Raw genomic sequence first — 20327 nt, 5'->3', positions numbered from 1 at the left:
CGCTGGGTGGTGTTGTCGGGCAGCCGCGCCGCCGGAGACAGACCGGTGGCCTTACCAGCCGAGGAATCCCGTGAGTGACACCCCATTCGGTTTCGGCCTTCCGCCGGAGGAGCCGGAAGACGGCGACGAGGGCAAGAAGAAGGACCAGCAGAGCGGTGGTGGGCAGGGACCGGCCAATCCGTTCGGCTTCGGCGGCCTGCCCGGAGCCGGCGGCTTGGGCGGCCCCGGCGCCGACAATCCGCTCGCAGCCATGTTCGGTTCCCTGAACCCCACCGACCTGGGCGCCGCGTTCCAGCAGCTCGGCCAGATGCTCTCCTACGAGGGCGGCCCGGTGAACTGGGAGATGGCCAAGCAGATCGCCCGCCAGACGGTCGCCCAGGGCACCCCGGACGGCACGAAGGACGCCAGCGTCGGCGCGTCCGAGCGCAAGGCGGTCGAGGAGGCCGTCCGCCTGGCCGACCTGTGGCTGGACGATGCGACGTCCCTGCCGTCGGGCTCCGCCTCGGCGGTGGCCTGGTCCCGCGCGGAGTGGGTCGAGGCGACCCTGCCCGCGTGGCAGGAGCTGGTCGACCCGGTCGCCGAGCGGGTCGGCGCGGCCATGGGCGACGTCCTGCCGGAGGAGATGCAGGCCATGGCGGGCCCGCTGATCGGCATGATGCGCTCGATGGGCGGCGCCATGTTCGGCACGCAGATCGGGCAGGCCGTCGGCGTGCTCGCGGGCGAGGTCGTCGGCTCCACCGACATCGGCCTGCCGCTGGGCCCGGCCGGCCGGGCCGCGCTGCTCCCGGCCAACGTGGAGGCCTTCGGCAAGGACCTCGGCGTGCCCCAGGAGGAGGTGCGGCTCTACCTGGCGCTGCGCGAGGCGGCCCACCAGCGCCTGTTCGCGCACGTGCCGTGGCTGCGCTCGCACCTGTTCGGCGCGGTCGACGGCTACGCGCGCGGGATCAAGGTCGACACGGCCAAGCTGGAGGACGTCGTCGGCCAGTTCGACCCGCAGAACCCCGAGCAGCTGCAGGACGCGCTCCAGCAGGGCATGTTCCAGCCGGAGGACACCCCGGAGCAGAAGGCGGCCCTGGCCCGCCTGGAGACCGCTCTGGCGCTCGTCGAGGGCTGGGTGGACGCGGTGGTGCACGCGGCCGCGAAGCCGCGTCTGTCGTCTGCGGACGCCTTGCGCGAGACCCTGCGCCGGCGCCGCGCGACGGGCGGCCCGGCGGAGCAGACGTTCGCCACGCTGATCGGCCTGGAGCTGCGCCCGCGCCGGCTGCGCGACGCCTCCCGCCTGTGGGCCTCGCTCACGGACGCGCGCGGGGTCGACGGCCGCGACGGCCTGTGGGCCCACCCGGACATGCTGCCGACGGCCACCGACCTGGACGACCCGGACGGCTTCGTGCACCGGGAGCAGCTGGACTTCTCGGAGCTGGACAAGATGCTCGGGGAGGCGGCGGGCGGCTCCGCCGAGAAGCCGAACCTGAAGAAGGACGACGACACAGAGTGACCCTGCACAACAATGCCGTCCAGGTGCTGGAGGGGTACGGCGACCAGCGGGAACTCCGTCAGGTCTATCTGGACCATCTCCAGAGGCATCCCGACGGGATGTGGAAGGGCTGCGCGGAGGGGCACATCACGGCGAGCGCCCTGGTGATCGACCCCGGGCGCGGTCGGGTGCTGCTCACGCTGCACAGGAAGCTGCGGATGTGGCTGCAGATGGGCGGCCACTGCGAGCGGAGCGACACCACGCTCGCGGAAGCGGCCCTGCGGGAGGCCACGGAGGAGTCCGGCATCTCCTCCCTGCGTCTGCTGCGGAGCGACCCGGTCCGCCTGGACCGCCACCACACGCCCTGCGCCTGGCACCTGGACGTCCAGTACGCCGCCGTAGCGCCGGACGGGGCCGTGGCGGCGATCAGCGACGAGTCGCTGGACCTGCGCTGGTTCGCGTACGACGAAGTGGCCGACGTAGCGGACGAGTCGGTCGTACGACTGGTGGAGGCGACCCGCGCCAGGCTCTGACCGGGTAAGGGGTGCCTGCTCTTGCAGCCACCCCTTACCGGCAGCTAGCTCCAGACGTTCCCCTGGTTCTGCCCGCGCGCTCCCTGCTGGCCCATGCCGAACTGGGCGGCGATGCCCTGTCCGATCACCGCGTTCTGCGGCGGCAGCAGCTCGCTGGGCTGGACGAGCGCGAATCCGGTGCCCATGAAGCTGAGTTCCCAGCCCTCACCGGTGTTGCCGCGCCGGCGCCACACCCCGGAGGAGTGCGTCTGGGCCTGCATCTGCACACGCAGCCCGGTGGACCAGGCGACGATCGCGTCCGCGTCGCAGTTGACGTAACGGTCCGGCGTGACCTGCATCAGCAGCGGCGCGCCCGAGGTCATCAGGGCGACCTTGCCGCGCCCGGTGATGTTCAGCTGGTACTTCCCGGAGCCCGAGATGCCGTAGAGGCTGTCGACGGCGATGACCTCGTGGTGCAGCGAGGAGTCCATGGCGAGGACGTAGGAGCTGTCGACGGTCAGCCCGTCCTGCTCGACGTCCATGATGTGCACGTGCTGGGCGAGGTTGGCCAGATAGACCGTGCCCTGTCCGTGACAGCGCATCAGGTCCAGGCCCTCGCCGGTGTACGCACGCGCGCGTGCCTGGTTGTTGCTCTGGTACTCGGCGTCGAACTCCATCAGCCCCTGGTAGGCGACCATGCTGCCCTTGCGGGCGAGGATGTCGTCGTGGCCCTCCAGGGTGACCCGGAGCAGCTGTGAGTTCTGCAGGCTCCAGCGCTCCTGCGTCTGGAGGTCGTTGTGCGCGAAAAGCGGGCTCTGCATGGCTTTCTGGCTCCCCCTCAGCCCCGGATCCGGAGGCGGTCGGTGCTGTCCTCGCTGGGCTGGACGACGACGATGCCCTGGCCGGAGAAGGCCATCTGGTAGGCCTCACCGCTGCCCCGGCCGATCAGCGACTGCGCCTTGAAGCTGCGCTTGCCGCGCACCTTCAGGTTGGGCGACCAGGCGACCAGCGCGTCGGGGTCGACGTACGTCTCGTCCTCGCCACCGCCGCAGTCGACGACGATCGGCGTGCCCCGGGAGGTCAGCGCGACCCAGCCCTGCCCGGAGATCCTCGTGTTCCACAGGCCCTGCCCGGCGAACTTCGCGAGCCCCTTGACCCGCTCCACGCCCCAGCTCAGATGCGCGTCGAAGGCGAGGAGGTTGGTGGCGTTGACGGAGATGCCGTCGCCGCCCAGGTTGATCACGACGACGTTGGCGCCGTAGTCGGCGAGGTAGAGCAGTCCGTCGCCGGTGCACTTCATCAGGGGCGCGCCCTCGCCGGTGATCCAGTCGCGGGCGATCTGGCGGACGGCCGGCGGGTTCGGCTCGTACTGGACGAAGCCTTCGTAGGCGACCATCGAGCCCACGCGCGCGAGGAGGTCGTTTCCGGTCTGCATGGCGACCTTCAGCATGTGCTGGCCGTGGTTCTCCATGCGGGCGGTGACGGGTGCGGGGGCGTAGCCCGCGAGCGGCTGGTTCATGACGGGCTCCCTCAAACCTCGTACGGCTGGACGACGATGAAGTTGCCGGGCGCGCCCCGGAACTGGAGGTTGACGCTCTCTCCGGTGTCGCCCGGGTAGGCGTTGCGGCGCATCCGGACCTGGCTGGAGACGATCACCTGGGAGGCGGCCGACCAGGCGACGACGGCGTTGCAGTCGGCGAAGGTGGTCGGCGTGACCGGCAGGACGACGGGCGTGCCGTGCGTCTTGACGACGATCGTCCCGGTGCCCTGGAACTGCATGGTGAACAGCGCACCGCCGGGGATGCCGTGGCCCTCGATACGGCGGACCTCGTGGTGCAGGCTCTCGTCGAAGGCGAGGACGTTCTCCGCGGACACGCAGATCGCGTCGCCCTGGAGCTCGACGGGGTGCAGATGGGTGGCGTTCTCGGCGAGGAACACCTGACCCTGCCCGGTGCAGCGCATCAGCTGCATCTCCTGGCCGGTGGCGTGACCGACGATGCGTCCGGCGAATCCGGCGCCCTTGTAGCCGAAGTCGACCTTGCCCTGGTAGAGCACCATGCTGCCCTGCCGGGCCAGCACGGGCTGGCCGCCGATGCCGAGGTCGACCCGGACGAGCTTCTTGTTCTGCAGTGTCCAGCGCTGTCCGGTGGGCGTCTCCTTGAACACCTGGAGCGCGGCCGCCACACCGGCACCGCCGGCCGGGGCTCCCTGCGGCACTCCGTACCCGGCGGCCTGCCCGTAGGGCTGCTGCTGGCCGTAGCCGGGGGGCATGGGGGCGGTCGGCTGGCCGCCGTAGGGGGGCGGCTGCTGGCCGTAGCCCGGCGGCATCGGCGCGCCGGGCTGACCACCGTACGACGGCTGCTGCGGCGGCTGACCGTACGGCTGCTGCTGGGGCGGCTGGCCGTAGGGGGCGGGGGCCGGTGCCGGGGCGGGCGGCGGGACCGTGCCGGCGGCGGGCGGGTTCAGGGGGGCGATGACCGTGGGTGCGGCATGCACGTTCGGCGCGGGGGCCGGGGCCGGGGGCGGGGTGTGGCCGGGCGGGACCTGGCCGGGCTGCGGGGTGAAACCGTGCGGGGGCGTGCCACCGGCGGGCGGGGCGAAACCCTGGGCGGCGGGCTGCGGCGTGGGGGCCGGGGCGGGCGCCGGTGCCGGGGACGGTGCGGCGGGGGCGGCGAACGCGGGCGGGGCGAAGCCGGGGGTCGCGGCAGGCTGCGGCTGCTGCGGGGCGGCGGGCGCCTCCTCCTCCAGCACCTCGCCGCCGAAGTTCTTCAGCAGCGCCTCCAGACCGCCGTCGAAGCCCTGCCCGACGGCGGCGAACCGCCACACGTCCTTGAGGTAGATGTCGCCGAGCATCACGGCCCGCTCGGTGGAGAACTCCGCGCCGTTGAAGGAGTACCGCGCGACCTCCTCGCCGCCCGCCACGATGCGCAGGTAGCCGGGGGCGATCTGCGACATCTGCCCGGCGCCGTCGATGGTCGCCGTGAAGGACAGCTTGCGGATGCTGGACGGGATCCGGTCCAGGGTGACCCGGAACGACTCCGTGTCACCCGCCTGGGCACCCAGCAGCTGGAGGGACTCCTCGGGGGACTTCGGCTGGTTGAAGAAGACGAAGTACCGGTCGTCCGAGAGGCGCTCGTCGCCGTCCAGACCGAAGCAGCTGATGTCGAAGGTCAGTCCGGGGGCGGAGATCTGCACGCCTACGTACAGATCCGTGCCCGCCGTGAGGTCACTGATCCTGGCCTTGTGGCCGCGTTGGAATTCCCTGGCCATGCGTTACGACCGTCCCCCATCCCGAATGCGAGTGCGTCGCGCCAGGCTAACGGCAAAGTCCGACAACGGACGCAGCCGGTACAGACCCGGTACACAACCGCACCCGGGGGCGTGTGAACGGCGCCCGGCTCACTCCCCGCGCGCGCCGGGCACATGCGGCAGCCGTTCGGCGGCCACGACCCCTTCGAGATAGCCACGGGCCCGCTCGGTGCGCGGATAGGCCTCCAAGAGCCGCCAGAAGTCCGGCCCGTGACCGGGGACCAGCAGATGCGCCAGCTCATGGCAGAGGACGTAGTCGATGACGTACTCGGGCATCCCCTGCAGCCGGTGCGAGAGCCGGATGCTGCCCTCAGTCGGGGTGCACGAACCCCAGCGCGTGTTCTGGTTGGTGACCCAGCGCACGGAGGCGGGACGCGCACGGCCGTCGAAGTACTGGGCCGACAGCCGCTCGGCACGCTCGGCCAGTTCGGCGTCGCCGAGGACCCTTTTGCTCTCCTGGGCGGCGAGTTTGTCGAGCATGACGGTGACCCAGCGCTGTTCCTCCGCCTTCGACATCCGGGCGGGGATCAGTACGACGGTGCGATCGCCCTCGCGGTACGCGGAGACCGTCCGGCGGCGCCGGGAACTCCTGCGGACCTCGATCACGCTCGCCCCCGAGCCGCCGGGCGGCTGGCTCGTCGTGCTGCGCTGTGGCTTTCCGGCGCGGTGCAGTGGGTCGGCGGGCACGCCCCGACGTTACCCGCTGGGCCCGGGCAAAGTCCCGGCTCCGGGACGGTTCGATGCCGATCCCCCACCATGCGTTTGATTCCTATGATTCCTACGACTGATCCGCACATCCGGTTTGTACGGCTCCGCCCGGTGACGTGACCGGCCCCGTCCACCCTTCGATCAGCCCTTGCTCGACCTCTGCTGGACCACACGGCTCAGCCACGCGACCCATTTATACGATGAACACTCCTGCCCTGTGGATAACTTCCGGCACCGGACGGGCGGACACGGCATGCTGGCAGGCGTCGGCGGGGCGTGACCGGCTCCACCGGCGACGAGGACGATCCGGGAGTGTTCCAGCGATGCTCCAAGGAAGTTCCGGAGGACGCTTCAACGGACGGGGGACAGTCATGCATCCGGTGATGAAGCCCGCGCTGCGGCGCGGCTGGCGTGATCGCGACACCGTGCAGTTCGGGATGACCCCGGCGCACGCGGTGACGCTGGGACCGATGGACCCGGCGACACGCGGCTTCCTGGATCTGCTCAACGGCACGCGCGGGCTGCCGCTGCTGCGCGAGGAGGGCCGCCGCATGGAGCTGCCGGCCGGCCGGGTCGACACCCTGCTGGAGCGGCTCACCCGCGCGGGTCTCCTCGACGACACGCGCGGCGGCGGACCGGCCGCGGACGCGCTGCGCGAGCAGGACGACGTCCTGCGACGGCTGCGCCCGGACCTCACCTCGCTGTCCCTGACCACGGCCCAGCCGGGCGGCGCGCTCGCCCGGCTCGCCGCCCGCCGCGCACTCAGAGTGCGGGTGGAAGGCGCGGGACGAGTCGGCGCCGTGCTCGCTTCGGCGCTGTCGGGCGCCGGCGTCGGCGAGGTCGACGTGCGCGACACCGGACACGTGGAGCCCTGGGACGTGGCCCCGGGCGGGCTGCCCGCCGACTCGATCGGCGAGCGCCGGGAGGCGGCGGCACGGGCCGCCGTCCGCCGCGCGGCACCGGACCGCCCGCGCCGCCACGCCCACTCCCCGGGTTCCGGCACCCGGGACCCCGGCCTCTCCCTGGTGATCCTCACGCCCCGGGACGACGTGGGCGTGTACGCACCGGACCCGGTCGCCGCCGAGCCGCTCATGGCCTCCGGAACGCCCCATCTGTACGCCGGTGTCGTGGAGGGCACGGGTGTCGTCGGTCCGCTCGTCCTGCCCGGCGGGTCCGGCTGCGCCGGCTGTCTGCACTTCGACCGCGCGGACCGGGATCCGGCCTGGCCCCGGCTGATCGCCCAGTGGCGGTCCGCGCGGGCCCGCCGGATCGGGGCCTGCGACCTGACGCTCGCCATGGCGGTCGCCGGTCTGGCCGCGGCGCACGCGCTGGCCTTCCTCGACGGGCAGTCGCCGTCCGGCACGGGGGCCCGCTGGGAGGCGTCCCTGCCCGGTCTGAACTGGTGCGTCCGACCGGTCCTGCCGCATCCGGCATGCGGGTGCGGTGCGGCGGAGAAAGCCAAGGGGAAACCGAAGGTGAAAGCCAGGAGGAGGACCAAGGGGGAGCACTCCTCAACCAACGGGAAGCCTCGCGAGACAATGGCGGTGCAACGGCCGTCGACGGAGCGACGAAGCGAAGCGGGCGCGGCGCGGCCGACTGGGACTTGGAGGGCGCATGTCTGATCTTCCCCGGAAGGCGGTCACCCGTACCGCCAAGCTCGCCGCGCTCCCGCTCGGCATCGCCGGCCGGGCGACCTGGGGGCTGGGCAAGCGGATCGTGGGCGAGTCCGCGGAGATCGTCGGCAGGGAGCTGCAACAACGCACGGCGGAGCAGCTGTTCAAAGTGCTCGGCGAGCTGAAGGGCGGTGCGATGAAGTTCGGGCAGGCGCTGTCCGTCTTCGAGTCGGCGCTGCCCGAGGAGGTCGCCGGTCCCTACCGCGCGGCCCTGACCAAGCTCCAGGAGGCCGCACCCCCGATGCCGACCCGCACGGTGCACGCCGTGCTGGAGGACCGGCTGGGACCGGACTGGCGGGATCTGTTCGAGGAGTTCGAGGACAAGCCGGCCGCGGCGGCCTCGATCGGGCAGGTGCACCGGGCGGTGTGGCACGACGGCCGCGAGGTGGCGGTCAAGGTCCAGTACCCCGGCGCCGGCGAGGCCCTGATCTCCGACCTGGGCCAACTGAGCCGGTTCGCCCGCCTGTTGGGCCCCCTGATCCCCGGCATGGACATCAAGCCGCTGATCACGGAGCTGAAGGACCGCGTCTCCGAGGAGCTGGACTATGGGCTGGAGGCCCAGGCCCAGGCCGTGCACGCGGAGGAGTTCGCGGACGACCCGGACGTGGTGGTCCCGGCGGTGGTGCACCAGTGCGAGCAGGTCCTGGTCACCGAGTGGATCGACGGGATCCCCCTGTCGGAGATCATCACGGACGGCACCGAGGAGCAGCGCAACCGCGCCGGCCAGCTGCTGGCCCGCTTCCTGTTCTCGGGCCCGGCCCGCACCGGCCTGCTGCACGCCGACCCGCACCCGGGCAACTTCCGTCTGCTGCCCGGCGGCCCCGGCGGCGAGGACGACTGGCGCCTGGGCGTCCTGGACTTCGGCACGGTCGACCGCCTCCCCGGCGGCCTGCCGACCCCCATCGGAATCTCCCTGCGCATGACCCTGGACGGCGAGGCCGAGCCGGTCTACGAACTCCTCTGCGAGGAAGGGTTCGTGAAGGAGTCCATAGAGCTGGACCCCGAAGCGGTGCTCGACTACCTGCTGCCGATCATCGAACCGGCCAGGGTCGAGTCCTTCACCTTCACCCGCACCTGGATGCGCAGCCAGGCCGCCCGCATCGCCGACCCCCGCTCCCCCGCCTACCAACTGGGCAAACGCCTCAACCTCCCCCCGGCCTACCTCCTGATCCACCGGGTGACCCTGAGCACGATCGGCGTCCTGTGCCAACTGGGCGCGACGGTACGGCTCCGGGAGGAACTGGAGGAGTGGCTGCCCGGGTTCCTCCTCGAAGAGGACCAGGAGGACCTGCCCGAGGAGGAGCCGGCGGCGGAGGCCTGATCTGGCGTGTCCTGAAGGGGCGATGGGGCGGAGGCCTGATCTGGCATGCCTCGAAGGGGTGGTGGAGGCGGGGAGGGGGGAGGGGGGAGGGGTCCCGGAGGCAAGGACTCACCACCAGGAAGAATCCAGCCGCCCCTCGATCGCCCTGAGGTTCTCCCGGGAGCAGGCGTCGCAGAAGTACTGGCGGACGCCGTTCTCGACGGAGCAGGTCCAAGTGGCCGGCGGGGGGCCGTCGGCCGGGGTGCCGCAGCGGGCGCACACGAGCACGCGGCGCTCCGGAGTGGAGCCGCCCTGATCACTTCCTCCGGGAAGACTCGTCACCCGCTGACGATAACTCCCAAAGCGGCCGTTCGCCGTGCACAACGCACCGCGGGGGCCGGTCCGTTCGGTCGGACCGGCCCCCGCGGGGAAGTCTTCGCCTCCCCTGGGCCGGGAGGCCACCGCTTCTCAGGTGTGATCGTTACTGCATGACGGCCTGGGCGAGCGCGCGGCGGGCACGGAGCGAGGCACGCTCGGCCCGGCGCTGCATCCGCAGGGCGACCGCCAGGCGCAGGGCCCGGCGCTCTCTCCCGGCGTCATGGAGTCGCTCGTGCATATGCGCACGGGCCAGGGCTTCTTGCATGAGTTGCATCTCACGGTTCCTGTTCTGACGCGCTTCGGTCGCGCCGGTGGTGGTGAAGTCTGTGGTCGCGGAGCCTGCGGGCTCGCTGGTGGACGGCTTCATCGGGGCCTGCTTCTTGGGGTCGTGCGTGAGGGGGCGATCGATCGTTCCTGCGGTGTTCATGCCGTGACCGGGTTCTTCCGCGGGCGACCACGCGGCCGCTTCCGGGCGACGACGACACCCTGGACGAACAGCTCGCCACCCCAGACGCCCCAGGGCTCACGCCGCTCCTTGGCGCCGGCGAGGCAGGCCTCGATCAGCGGGCAGGTGCGGCAGAGGGACTTGGCGTACTCGACGTCTGCCGGCGACTCGGCGAAGAAGACCTCCGGGTCGTAGGAGCGGCAGGGAACGGGTACGCCGAGGTTCTCGATGGCGTCGTCGAGCGCGGTGAGCGCGGTGAGGGGGATCAAGGTGGAGTCCTCCGTGAGGCCGGGCGGGGGGATCGTTTGCGAAGGCGGTACGGACGGGGCGTGCGCTTCGAGTTGCACGGTTGGTCTTCCTCGTCTGGTCGTTCCGGCCGGTTGACCGGGTGTCGGCTTGGTACCGGGTTCTTTTCCTGTCCCGAGGCCCCTTCGCTCCGTCTTCCCGATTGAGGGAAAACAGAAGGGCCGCGGATCCCGGATGGGGTTCCGCGGCCCTGAAGGCGCCGGCCTGATCGGATCAGGCTGGATCACTCCAGGGTTTTGGCCCACGGAAGGCCCACATCAGGTGGTGCTGCGTCGTCTGCTTCCGGAATCCGGCACCGGCGGCCGCAAAGGCATAGGCATGCGCCTGTGCCTCTACCGCTTCCAGTGCCTTGGTCGGTCGCTCATTGCGCTCACGGATGGAGAGACCCGCGAGAGCGACGGAGGACGCCGGACGGACGGCACGGATGCCGGACAGACCGGTGCCCTGGTTCGAGGCGCCGAGCATGCACGTGGAGACGGCCGAGCGATCGGTCAGTTTGGCCGTGCTGGTGGTGCTGGTGTTGATGCTGATCACTGGACTCGCCTCCTCTCGGCGTCTAAGGGACTGGGTGAACCAGTCCGTTCGGATATGCAAGTACATCACGAAGCCGGTGCCTTCGAGAAGGCCGCTGCTTCCGTGCCTAGAACCTATGGGGATTGCCGGGGCATGCGCAAACTATTTTTCCGACGAGTTCGCATCAGTCGTCCCCGTCGGCCTCTTTGATGTCCTGACCTGCACAGATGGCCAGAACATCGGCCCCGTAGCTGCGCAGCTTGCGGCTGAGGACGCCGGGGATGCGGGAGAGTTCGGCGGAGTTCTCCGGCCGGGTCTCGGCGATGGCCATGAGGGTCCGGTCGGTGAAGACGCAGAAGTCCGGCTGCCCGCTGTGCCCGGCCTGGACCGCCCGCCACTCACGGAGGCGTTCGTAGAGCCCTTCGTCCATGTCCGAGGGGCAGTCCTCGCAGCGCATCAGCTTCATCTCGCCCGCCTCGGTGAGTGTCCGCCCGCAGACCCGGCAGCGGGCGGGGGTGCGTTGGGCGCGCCGCGGTACGGCGGCGATGTCGCGGCCGACGCCGCGTTCGACGCCTGCCGTGGCGCCGGTGCCGGTGTGGCCGATCGTGGCCGTGGTGCCGGGGCGCAGGCCGTCGAGGAAGCGGCTGGGCCGGCGGTTGGGGCGCCCGCCGGGTGAGCGGGACAGGGCCCAGGAAACGTGGAGCCGTTCCCGCGCACGGGTGACGCCGACGTAGAGGAGCCGGCGTTCCTCCTCGATCTGCTCGTCGGTCCTGGCGTAGGTGATGGGCAGCATGCCCTCGGCGACGCCGACGAGGAAGACGACGTCCCACTCCAGGCCCTTGGCGGCGTGCAGGGAGGCGAGGGTGACGCCCTGGACGGTCGGGGCGTGCTGGGCACCCGCCCGCTCGTCCAGTTCCGCCACGAAGTCGGCGAGGGTTGCCTTCGGATGGGCGGCGGCGAGGTCGTGCGCAAGGTTGACCAGGGCGGCCAGGGACTCCCAGCGCTCTCTGACGGCGCCCGAGCCGGCTGGGGGTTCGCTGGTCCAGCCCTCCCCGGACAGGACGGCGCGCACCTGGGAGGGCAGGTCGACGGCGTCGTCCAGCAGGGAGTCGTTGCCGCCGAAGCGGGCCGCGCCGCGCAGGGCGAGCCCAGCCTTGCGGACCTCGGGCCGGTCGAAGAAGCGCTCGGCGCCGCGCAGCTGGTAGGGGACGCCGACGTCGGCGAGGGCCTGCTCGTAGGTCTCGGACTGGGCGTTCGTACGGAACAGGACGGCGATCTCCGCGGCCGGGACGCCCGCGTCGATCAGCTCGCGGATGCGGCGGGCAGCGCCTTCGGCCTCGGCGGGCTCGTCGGTGTACTCGGTGTGGACGGGTTCGGGGCCGGGGGCGCGCTGGGAGACCAGTTCCAGCCGGTGGTCGGCGGCGCGGCCGCGGGCCTGGGCGAGCAGGCCGTTGGCGAGGCGGACCACCTGGGGGGTGGAGCGGTAGTCCCGGACCAGCTTCACGACGGTGGCGCCGGGGTGCCTGGCCCGGAAGTCGAGAAGGTGGTCGGGGGTTGCTCCCGTGAACGAGTAGATGGTCTGGCTGGCGTCGCCCACGACGCACAGGTTGTCGCGGTCGCCGAGCCACAGCTCCAGCAGCCGCTGCTGCAGCGGGCTGACGTCCTGGTACTCGTCGACGACGAAGTGCTGGTACTGCGCGCGGACCTGTTCGGCGATGTCGTGCCGGTCCTGGAGGATGGCGACGGTCAGCAGCAGGACGTCCTCGAAGTCGATCACCGCGCGGTCGCGTTTGAGGTCTTCGTAGGCTGCGTAGATGTGCGCGATCTCGGCGGGGTCGCGGGGGGCCTCGCGGCCGACCTTCGCAGCCGCGTACGGATAGTCGGCGGGGACGGTCTGGGTGACCTTGCACCATTCGATCTCCGCGGTCACGTCCCGCAGCTCGCCGCGGTCGAGCCTGGTGCCGTAGGCGGCGGCCGCGTCGGCGACGAGCTGGATCTTGCGGTCGACGAGCCGGGGCATGCCGCCACCGATCGCTTTCGGCCAGAAGTACTGGAGCTGGCGCAGGGCGGCGGAGTGGAAGGTGCGGGCCTGGACGCCGTGGGCGCCGAGCTGGCGCAGCCGGCCGCGCATCTCTCCGGCGGCGCGGTTGGTGAAGGTGACGGCGAGCACGCTGGAGGGCTGCAGGATGCCGGCGCGCACCCCGTAGGCGATGCGGTGTGTGATCGCCCGGGTCTTGCCCGTGCCCGCCCCGGCCAGGACGCACACCGGGCCGTGCAGGGCGGTCGCCACCGCGCGCTGCTCGGGGTCGAGCCCTTCGAGCACCGCGTCGGCAGAGTCCGGTGCCTGCGGGAAGAGGGTGGAGTGCGTTGCTGCTGTCACACCCGCAATGCTGCCAGGTCGTCCGGGACTGCCGTGGCGGTTGTCCACAGGCGGGCATCCTTTGTCGTACTAATGCGGCAGGTGTCACAGACGCCTGTGGACAACCCGGGTGAGAAGGCGCATACCCCGGGTGGGAATGGCGGGTCGGTCGCGTACGTTCTCCACCGCGACGGCCTTTTCCGAGCTGCCTGAGGAGCGCGAGAGACATGCAGGGCACTGTGACGATGTACAGCACGACTTGGTGCGGCTACTGCCAGCGGCTGAAGAAGCAGCTGGAGCGGGAGGGCATCGCCTACACCGAGATCAACATCGAGCAGGACCCCGAGTCCGCCGCTTTCGTGGAGAAGGCGAACGGTGGAAACCAGACGGTCCCGACCGTGCTCTTCGCCGACGGCTCCACGCTGACGAACCCGTCGCTGGCCCAGGTGAAGCAGAAGATCAGCGCGTAATCGCTTCCAGCGGTGCGGGAAGGCGGCCTCCGAGGTGTCCTCGGAGGCCGCCTTCTCATGCTGTGTCCGATGGTTTGTCCCACACCAGCGTGTAGCGCCACAGCAGCCGACGCCGGAAGCGGCAGCCGGGCAGCAGGCGGCGGGCCGCGGCGCGGACCTCGCCCCAGTGCATGGTGGAGTCCTCTATCGGCATGCCGGCCGGGGCCCGCTTGCCGCCCTTCAAGCGGGCGTACAGACGGCTCACCGGCAGTCCGCAACCGCTGATCACCCAGTCGAGCGGGGTGTGGTTGTACGCCAGTCCGACGACGACCAGCCGGCCGCCGGGCGCGACCAGCCGGGTCAGGCCGGTGATCGCGGCCTCGAAGGTGGCGTGGTGCACGACGGCGACCGCGCTGACGAAGTCGTAGCCGCCCTCGGGGAGCGTGTCGCCGTCGAGGTAGTCGGCCTCGGCGAAGGTGATGTCTCCCGGCTGCCGGGCGCGGGCCTGTCGGATCATCTCCGGCGAGCGGTCCACGCCCGTCACCGTCTTCGCGCGGGTGGCGAGCTTGCGGGCCAGGAGGCCGTCGCCGCAGCCGACGTCCAGGGCGGTGCGGCAGCCGTCGGGTACGGCCGCCAGCACCGCCGGATGGTAGTGGACGTTGTGGTTCCAGTACGGGTCCCCGGTCACCGGTGCGGGCCTCAGACGAAGCTGCGCGTCGGCAGCGGCTTGCCGTACCACATCTCGATCAGGCGGGCCGCGATGGAGATGCCGTAGGGCGGCAGCACCTCGCCGGACTCGAAGGCCTCGTGCAGTTCCTCGCGGGAGAACCAGCGGGCCTCGTGGATCTCGTCGCCGTCGACGTCGATCTCGGTGGAGGTGGCGCGGGCCATGAAGCCGAGCATGAGGCTGGACGGGAAGGGCCAGGGCTGGCTGGCCACGTACTCCACGGCGCCGACGGTGACGCCGACCTCCTCGGACACCTCGCGGCGCACCGCCTGCTCGATGGACTCGCCGGGCTCGACGAAACCGGCGAGCGTGGAGAAGCGGCCCTCGGGCCAGTGAACCTGGCGGCCGAGCAGGATGCGGTCGTCCGCGTCGGTCACGGCCATGATCACGGCCGGGTCGGTGCGGGGGTAGTGCTCGGCACCGCAGGCCGGGCAGCGGCGGATGTGGCCGGCGGCCGCGATGACCGTGCGCTCGCCGCAGCGGGAGCAGAAGCGGTGGGTGCGCTGCCAGTTCTCCAGGCCGACCGCGTGCACCATGAGGCCGGCGTCGCGCGGCGACAGCAGCAGGCCCGCCTCCCGCAGGCCCGCGGGGCGCGCGGACTGGTCGATGCGGCCGGGCAGCGCGTCCTTCTGCAGCGCGAAGTAGCTGACGCCGTCCTCGTCGATGCCGAGGAAGTAGCGGTGCGCCTCGGTGAGCGGGGCCTCGAAGGAGGGCGTCATGACGAGTTCGGTCCGGCCGTCCGGGGTCTCGTCGATGAGTACCTGGCCGCCGGAGACCACGAAGCAGCGGGTCGTGGGGTGGCTCCACGCCGCCGCGAGCCAGGCTTCGTCGAGCCGGTGGTGGGCGGCGCGGTCGATGCCGCTCGGGGCGGTGAGCGAGATGGGTCGATCGGCTGTGTCGTCGGTCCAGGTGGTCACGGGTGCTTCCAACTCCCCCAGTGCAGCGGTTCGTTCGGCGGGCGGTTCGGCGGGGCGTACGGCGTGAGGCACCGGGCCGGGCGTGGGCGGGGCGTGCGGGGCGGTCCCTCCAGTGTGCCCCGCGTGCGGTTCCCTCCCGTACGGCGCGGTCCGGTCAGGGCGTGGGACGCCAGTTCTCGGCCAGGTCACCCCACAGATAGGCGCTGGTCTCGACGCCCTTGAGGAGGAGGTCCAGTTCGACCTTCTCGTTGGGGGCGTGCCAGCCGTCGGAGGGGACGGAGATGCCCAGGAAGAGCACGGGGGCGCCGAGGACTTCCTGGAGGTCGGCGGCGGGCCCGGAGCCGCCTTCCCGGGTGAAGCGGACCGGCCCCTGGAAGGCGCGGCCCATGGCGCGCACCACGGACTGCAGGGCGGGGTGGTCGAGCGGGGTCAGGCACGGGCGGGTGGCCGAGCCGAAGTCGATCTCCAGGCGGATCCCGGCGGGTACCTGCTCGGCGGCCCAGGCGTGCACGGCCTTCTCGATGTGCTCGGGTTCCTGGCCCGCGACCATCCGGAACGACAGCTTCACCATGGCCGAGGACGGGATGATCGTCTTGCTGCCGGGGCCCTGGTAGCCACCGCCGATGCCGTTGACCTCAGCGGTCGGGCGGGCCCAGATCCGCTCGAGGGTGGTGTGCCCGGCCTCGCCGTGGGGGGCGCGGGACTTGGCGGTGCGCAGCCAGCGCTCCTCGTCGAAGGGCAGCTCGGCGAACAGCTCGCGCTCGCGGTCGGTCAGCTCCACGACGCCGTCGTAGAAGCCGGGGATCGCCACGCGCGCGTGCTCGTCGTGCAGGGCGGCGACCAGGCGGGCGGCCGCGGTGGCCGGGTTGGGCACGGCGCCGCCGAAGGAGCCGGAGTGGATGTCCTGGTCGGGGCCGTACAGGCGGATCTCGCACTCGGTGAGGCCGCGCATGCCGGTGCACACGGTCGGGGTGTCCTCGGACCACATGCCGGTGTCGGAGACGATCACGGTGTCGGCGGCGAGCCGTCCCGCGCGCTCCTCCACCAGGGCCCGGAAGTGCGGGGAGCCGGATTCCTCCTCGCCCTCGATCAGCAGTTTCAGGCTGACCGCGGGGGCGGTGCGGCCGGTGGCGGCGAGGTGGGCGCGGACGCCGAGTGTGTGGAAGAACACCTGGCCCTTGTCGTCGGCCGCCCCGCGCGCGTAGAGGCGGTTTCCGCGGACGACGGGCTCGAAGGGGTGGCTGTCCCAGCCGTCCTCGCGGGCGGCGGGCTGCACGTCATGGTGGCCGTAGACGAGGACGGTGGGCGCCTCGGGGTCGTCCGAGGGCCATTCGGCGAAGACGGCCGGGGCACCGGGGGTCTGCCAGACCTCGACCGTCGGGAAGCCAGTCTCCTCGAGCTTGGCGGCGAGCCAGTCGGCGCTGCGCCGTACGTCGGCCGCGTGGTCGGGCTGGGCCGACACGGAGGGGATGCGCAGCCATGCGGTGAGATCGTCGAGGAAGGCGGCGCGGTGCTGCTCGATGTACGTGCGGACGGCGCTGTCCGGGGTCTGGCTCATGCTCACGAGCCTATCGGCCCGCACCGACATCCTCGGCGGGCGGTTCGTCACACTCAGATCGCGTTATGTGCCGTTCCGGTGTCTTCCGTGAGGAGCCGTTCCAGGGCGGCCCGGTCCGGCAGGTCCGGCGGTCGTACGACCTCGCCGCTGCGCACGTACAGGAAGGCGGCCGTGACCGACTCGGGCGGCACGCCCTGCTGCTCGGCCCAGGCCAGCCGGTACACGGCGAGCTGGAGCGGGTCGGCGGCGCGGACGCGGCTGGTCTTCCAGTCGACGATCTCGTACGTCGTCCCGTCGCCGTCGCCGTTTCTGTAGACGGCGTCGATCCGCCCTCGTACGACGCGGCCGGCGAGGGTGAACTGGAAGGGGGCCTCGACCCGGTACGGCGTGCGGTGGGCGTACACGCTGCGTTCGAAGGCCTCCTTCAGGGCCTCCAGGTCCGCCTCGTCGGCGATCTCGGCGTCGCTGCCGGGCAGCTCGTCCGGTTCCAGCAGGGGCAGCGTCAGCTCCTCGAAGCGGGCCTCGACCCACGCGTGGAACCGGGTGCCTCGGCGCGCGGCCGGTTGTGGGGGGCGCGGCATGGGGCGCGCGAGTTCCTGCGCGAGCCCGTCGGGGTCCTCGGCGAGGAGCATCAGCTGGGTCGCGGTGAGGGTGGTGGGCAGGGGGACGTCCGTGACGGCCTGCCGGGCGCGCAGCAGCTCTCCGGTGAGCGCGTCCAGGTCGCGGTCCCAGGAGGCGATGGTGCGGCTCTCCTCCGGGGTGAAGTGCGGGTGCGGCTCGGCGGGGCCGGGGTGGTGCTGGGGGGCGGGCGCCTGGTGGGGGACCGTGGGCCGGGCGGTGTCCCAGTCGTCCCAGTCGGCGGGGTCGGCCGGATGGTCCGCAGCGGGCGCGTCCGTGTCGTACGGGGGCTCCTCCGCGTGCGGGAAGTCCGCGTCGTAGGGGCCCTCGTCGTAGGGCTCGTACGGCTCGTACGGCTCCTCCTCCGGCGGTGTCGGCCAGTCCGGGTCGTCGAGGGCGGCGGGGTCGTGGGTGGCGGGCGGGTGGGCGGTGTTCTGGGTGGCGAGGGCGTCCAGGTGGGCGAGGACGGTCTCGGCGGCGGCGCGGCGGCGGGCCAGGGCGGCGTCGTCCAGCGGGAGCGGCCATGCCTGGTCGGCGGTCGCCGCGAGCAGGGCGGGGTTCTCGGCGTCCTCGGCGGGCTCGTCCGCCCACTCCTCGATCTCGCCGTACCCGGCGGCGCAGTGCTCGTACAGGGCCTGGAGGAAGCCGGACGGGCCGCGCGGTCTCTTCTGGCTGGGACCCCACCAGTGGCCGGAGCCGAGCAGGAGGGAGCGGGGGCGGGTGAAGGTGACGTAGCCGAGGCGGAGTTCCTCGGTGTGCTGGTGGTCCTTCATGGCCTCGTGGAAGGCCTTCATGCCGCGCGAGTCCCAGCTCTCGACGTCGGGCAGGGTGTCGGCGTCGCCGCGCAGGGCGTGCGGCACCACCTTGGCCTGCGCCGTCCACTTCTCGCGGCCCTGGGCGCTGGGGAACGTCCCCTCGACCAGGCCGGGGACGGCCACGACGTCCCACTCCAGGCCCTTGGACTTGTGGGCGGTGAGCACCTTGACGGTGTTCTCGCCGCCGGGCAGGGCGTTGTCGAGGCCCTTCTCGTACTGGGCGGCGGTGCGCAGGAAGCCGAGGAAGGCGAGCAGGGTGGCCTCGCCGTCGCTCGCCGCGAAGGAGGCGGCGATGTCCAGGAAGTTGGACAGGGTCTCGCGGCGGCGGGCGGCCAGGGCGTGCGGCGACGCCGACAGCTCCACCTCCAGGCCGGTGACGGCGAGGACGCGGTGCAGGACGTCCATCAGCGGGTCGGACAGGGAGCGGCGCAGGTCGCGCAGTTCGGCGGCCAGGCGGGCGAAGCGTACGCGCGCGTCCGGGGAGAACGGCAGCCCGTCGTCATCCCCGTCGTCTTCCGTGGGCGTCTCGAGGAAGGTGTCGAGGGCGTCGGCGAGCGATATCACCTCGGAGGGGTCGACCCCTTCGACGGCGGCGGCGAGCCGGCGGTCCGGGTCGTCGGTGTCGCCCACGCGCGCGTGGGCGACCAGCAGCCGGGCGCGGCGGCCCAGCAGGGCGAGGTCGCGGGGGCCGATGCGCCAGCGCGGCCCGGTCAGCAGGCGTACCAGGGAGGCGTTGGCGCCGGGATCCTGGAGCACCTCGCAGACGGCGACGAGGTCGGCGACCTCGGGCAGGTGCAGCAGCCCGGACAGGCCGACCACCTCGACGGGGATGTCGCGGGCCACGAGGGCGCCCTGGATCTCGGCGAAGTCGGTCGCCGTGCGGCACAGGACGGCGATCTCGCCGGGGGCCGTGCCGGTGTGCACGAGGTGGGCGATCGAGTCGGCGAGCCAGTCGATCTCCTCGGCGTGGGTGCGCAGCAGGGCACAGCGGACCGTGCCGTCGCGCTCGGCGCCGGGGGCCGGGCGGAGGGCCTCCACGCCCGCGTGCATGGCGCGCAGGGGCTCGGCGAGGCCGTTGGCGAGGTCGAGGAGGCGGCCGCCGCTGCGGCGGTTCTCGCTGAGCGCCTGCCGGGTGGCGGGGCGGCCGCCGGCGTGCGCGAAGTGCGCGGGGAAGTCGTCCAGGTTGGCGACGGAGGCGCCGCGCCAGCCGTAGATGGCCTGGCAGGGGTCGCCGACCGCGGTGACCGGGTGGCCGGTGCCGCCGCCGAACAGGCCTGCCAGCAGGACGCGTTGGGCCACGGAGGTGTCCTGGTACTCGTCCAGGAGCACCACGCGGAACTCCTCGCGCAGCAGCCGGCCCACCTCGGGCACGCGCGCGAGGCGGGCGGACAGGGCGATCTGGTCGCCGAAGTCGAGCAGGTCGCGTTCGCGTTTGGCGGTCCGGTAGCGCTGGACGAGGTCGGCGAGTTCGCGCCGGGCGGCGGCCGTGTCGGGGACCTTGCGCAGGTCGGCGTTGGTGAGCTTGGCGCCCTGGAGGGTGTGCAGCAGGTCCGCGTCCCAGGCGCGCAGCTCCTCGGGGTCGACGAGGTGTTCGGCGAGTTCGGAGTCGAGGGCGAGCAGGTCGCTGACGAGGTCGGCGAAGGAGCGGGTCAGCGCGGGGTAGGGGCCGGGGGCTTCGCGCAGCACGCGCGCGGCCAGCTGGTAGCGGGTGGCGTCGGCGAGCAGCCGGGAGGTGGGCTCCAGGCCGATGCGCAGGCCGTGGTCGGTCAGCAGGCGGCCGGCGAAGGCGTGGTACGTGGAGATCACCGGCTCGCCCGGCGGGTTGTCCGGGTCCCACCAGGAAGGGTCAGCGCGAAGCGCTGTCGTTGAGGGGTGGTGGTCGGGCGGCGGGAGGGCCTCAGGGTCGGTGACGCCCGCCTTGATCAGTGCCTTGCGGACGCGTTCGGCCAGCTCGCCGGCGGCCTTGTTGGTGAAGGTCAGGCCGAGGACCTGTTCGGGGGCGACCTGTCCGGTGCCGACCAGCCAGACCACGCGCGCGGCCATCACGGTGGTCTTGCCCGACCCGGCTCCGGCCACGATCACCTGCGGGGCGGGCGGCGCGGTGATGCAGGCCGTCTGCTCCGGAGTGAACGGGATGCCGAGGAGCTCCTTGAGCTGCTCGGGATCGGTGATACGGGCGGGCATGTCGGAAAAGGCTAGCGGCGACCACTGACAGTCGAGGCCGAATCGGCCCTACGGGGTAGGAGAAGCGCAGGTCAGCACATGT

18 protein-coding genes are annotated in these 20327 nt (G+C 72.1%); 5 read left to right on the top strand and 13 right to left on the bottom strand.

Annotated elements, in window-relative coordinates:
• Nucleotides 1-70 precede the first annotated feature (70 nt).
• On the top strand, nt 71-1495 hold the full coding sequence (locus ACH47Z_RS12505) for a zinc-dependent metalloprotease (RefSeq protein ID WP_399073181.1): 1425 nt from the start codon (nt 71-73) through the stop codon (nt 1493-1495).
• On the top strand, nt 1492-2007 hold the full coding sequence (locus ACH47Z_RS12500; RefSeq protein WP_399073179.1) for an NUDIX hydrolase: 516 nt from the start codon (nt 1492-1494) through the stop codon (nt 2005-2007). The genes ACH47Z_RS12505 and ACH47Z_RS12500 overlap by 4 nt, the downstream gene beginning before the upstream one ends.
• Nucleotides 2008-2051: 44 nt before the next feature.
• Here the strand turns inward: ACH47Z_RS12500 and ACH47Z_RS12495 are convergent, their stop codons facing one another.
• The 4 genes from ACH47Z_RS12495 to ACH47Z_RS12480 all read right to left on the bottom strand — a co-directional run bounded on the left by ACH47Z_RS12495 (nt 2052) and on the right by ACH47Z_RS12480 (nt 5982).
• Nucleotides 2052-2807, bottom strand: a complete 756-nt coding sequence (locus tag ACH47Z_RS12495; RefSeq protein ID WP_399073178.1) for an AIM24 family protein — start codon at nt 2805-2807, stop codon at nt 2052-2054.
• Nucleotides 2808-2824: 17 nt separating this feature from the next.
• The gene (locus tag ACH47Z_RS12490) at nt 2825-3505 is read right to left on the bottom strand and encodes an AIM24 family protein (protein WP_399073177.1); all 681 of its coding nucleotides are present in this window, start codon (nt 3503-3505) and stop codon (nt 2825-2827) included.
• 11 nt (nt 3506-3516) lie between these two features.
• Nucleotides 3517-5256 carry a TerD family protein gene (locus tag ACH47Z_RS12485; RefSeq protein ID WP_399073176.1) on the bottom strand — a complete coding sequence of 580 codons (1740 nt, stop codon included), beginning with the start codon at nt 5254-5256 and terminating at the stop codon, nt 3517-3519.
• 129 nt (nt 5257-5385) lie between these two features.
• On the bottom strand, nt 5386-5982 hold the full coding sequence (locus tag ACH47Z_RS12480) for a M48 family metallopeptidase (protein WP_399073175.1): 597 nt from the start codon (nt 5980-5982) through the stop codon (nt 5386-5388).
• 392 nt (nt 5983-6374) lie between these two features.
• Between ACH47Z_RS12480 and ACH47Z_RS12475 the strand changes: the two genes are divergently transcribed.
• Entirely contained in the window at nt 6375-7625 is a 1251-nt protein-coding gene (locus tag ACH47Z_RS12475) for a TOMM precursor leader peptide-binding protein (protein ID WP_399073174.1), read from the top strand.
• Nucleotides 7618-8997, top strand: a complete 1380-nt coding sequence (locus tag ACH47Z_RS12470) for an ABC1 kinase family protein (RefSeq protein WP_399073173.1) — start codon at nt 7618-7620, stop codon at nt 8995-8997. The genes ACH47Z_RS12475 and ACH47Z_RS12470 overlap by 8 nt, the downstream gene beginning before the upstream one ends.
• 108 nt (nt 8998-9105) lie before the next feature.
• Here the strand turns inward: ACH47Z_RS12470 and ACH47Z_RS12465 are convergent, their stop codons facing one another.
• The 5 genes from ACH47Z_RS12465 to ACH47Z_RS12445 all read right to left on the bottom strand — a co-directional run bounded on the left by ACH47Z_RS12465 (nt 9106) and on the right by ACH47Z_RS12445 (nt 12998).
• Complete coding sequence (locus ACH47Z_RS12465) at nt 9106-9318, bottom strand: hypothetical protein (RefSeq protein ID WP_399073172.1); 213 nt, start codon at nt 9316-9318, stop codon at nt 9106-9108.
• A gap of 139 nt (nt 9319-9457) precedes the next feature.
• Nucleotides 9458-9781 (bottom strand): hypothetical protein, encoded by a 324-nt coding sequence (locus tag ACH47Z_RS12460; RefSeq protein ID WP_399073171.1) that lies wholly within the window; start codon nt 9779-9781, stop codon nt 9458-9460.
• A complete protein-coding gene (locus ACH47Z_RS12455) occupies nt 9778-10146 on the bottom strand; it encodes a WhiB family transcriptional regulator (RefSeq protein WP_053664703.1) in 369 nt (122 codons plus the stop codon). Before ACH47Z_RS12455 ends, ACH47Z_RS12460 begins: the two co-directional genes overlap by 4 nt.
• Before the next feature lie 172 nt (nt 10147-10318).
• Nucleotides 10319-10639: a hypothetical protein gene (locus tag ACH47Z_RS12450; protein WP_399073170.1), complete on the bottom strand. Its 321-nt coding sequence runs from the start codon at nt 10637-10639 to the stop codon at nt 10319-10321.
• Nucleotides 10640-10802: 163 nt separating this feature from the next.
• Complete coding sequence (locus ACH47Z_RS12445; RefSeq protein WP_399073169.1) at nt 10803-12998, bottom strand: ATP-dependent DNA helicase UvrD2; 2196 nt, start codon at nt 12996-12998, stop codon at nt 10803-10805.
• A gap of 206 nt (nt 12999-13204) precedes the next feature.
• Here ACH47Z_RS12445 and ACH47Z_RS12440 point away from each other — a divergent pair, with 206 nt between their 5' ends.
• A complete protein-coding gene (locus tag ACH47Z_RS12440; protein WP_053664706.1) occupies nt 13205-13447 on the top strand; it encodes a mycoredoxin in 243 nt (80 codons plus the stop codon).
• Between the two features lie 55 nt (nt 13448-13502).
• Here the strand turns inward: ACH47Z_RS12440 and ACH47Z_RS12435 are convergent, their stop codons facing one another.
• The 4 genes from ACH47Z_RS12435 to ACH47Z_RS12420 form a co-directional block, all read right to left on the bottom strand.
• Complete coding sequence (locus ACH47Z_RS12435) at nt 13503-14114, bottom strand: class I SAM-dependent methyltransferase (RefSeq protein ID WP_399073168.1); 612 nt, start codon at nt 14112-14114, stop codon at nt 13503-13505.
• An 11-nt stretch (nt 14115-14125) separates the two neighbouring features.
• The gene (nudC, locus tag ACH47Z_RS12430) at nt 14126-15070 is read right to left on the bottom strand and encodes an NAD(+) diphosphatase (protein WP_351560362.1); all 945 of its coding nucleotides are present in this window, start codon (nt 15068-15070) and stop codon (nt 14126-14128) included.
• A gap of 154 nt (nt 15071-15224) precedes the next feature.
• A complete protein-coding gene (locus ACH47Z_RS12425; protein WP_399073167.1) occupies nt 15225-16628 on the bottom strand; it encodes a dipeptidase in 1404 nt (467 codons plus the stop codon).
• A 53-nt stretch (nt 16629-16681) separates the two neighbouring features.
• Nucleotides 16682-20245 carry a UvrD-helicase domain-containing protein gene (locus tag ACH47Z_RS12420; protein WP_399073166.1) on the bottom strand — a complete coding sequence of 1188 codons (3564 nt, stop codon included), beginning with the start codon at nt 20243-20245 and terminating at the stop codon, nt 16682-16684.
• Nucleotides 20246-20327: the final 82 nt, after the last annotated feature.

This window comes from Streptomyces sp. NPDC020192, assembly GCF_044388685.1.
GTDB lineage: Bacteria > Actinomycetota > Actinomycetes > Streptomycetales > Streptomycetaceae > Streptomyces.
Note: the sequence above shows the minus strand (reverse complement) of the source record. Positions and strands in the feature narration are given on the sequence as shown.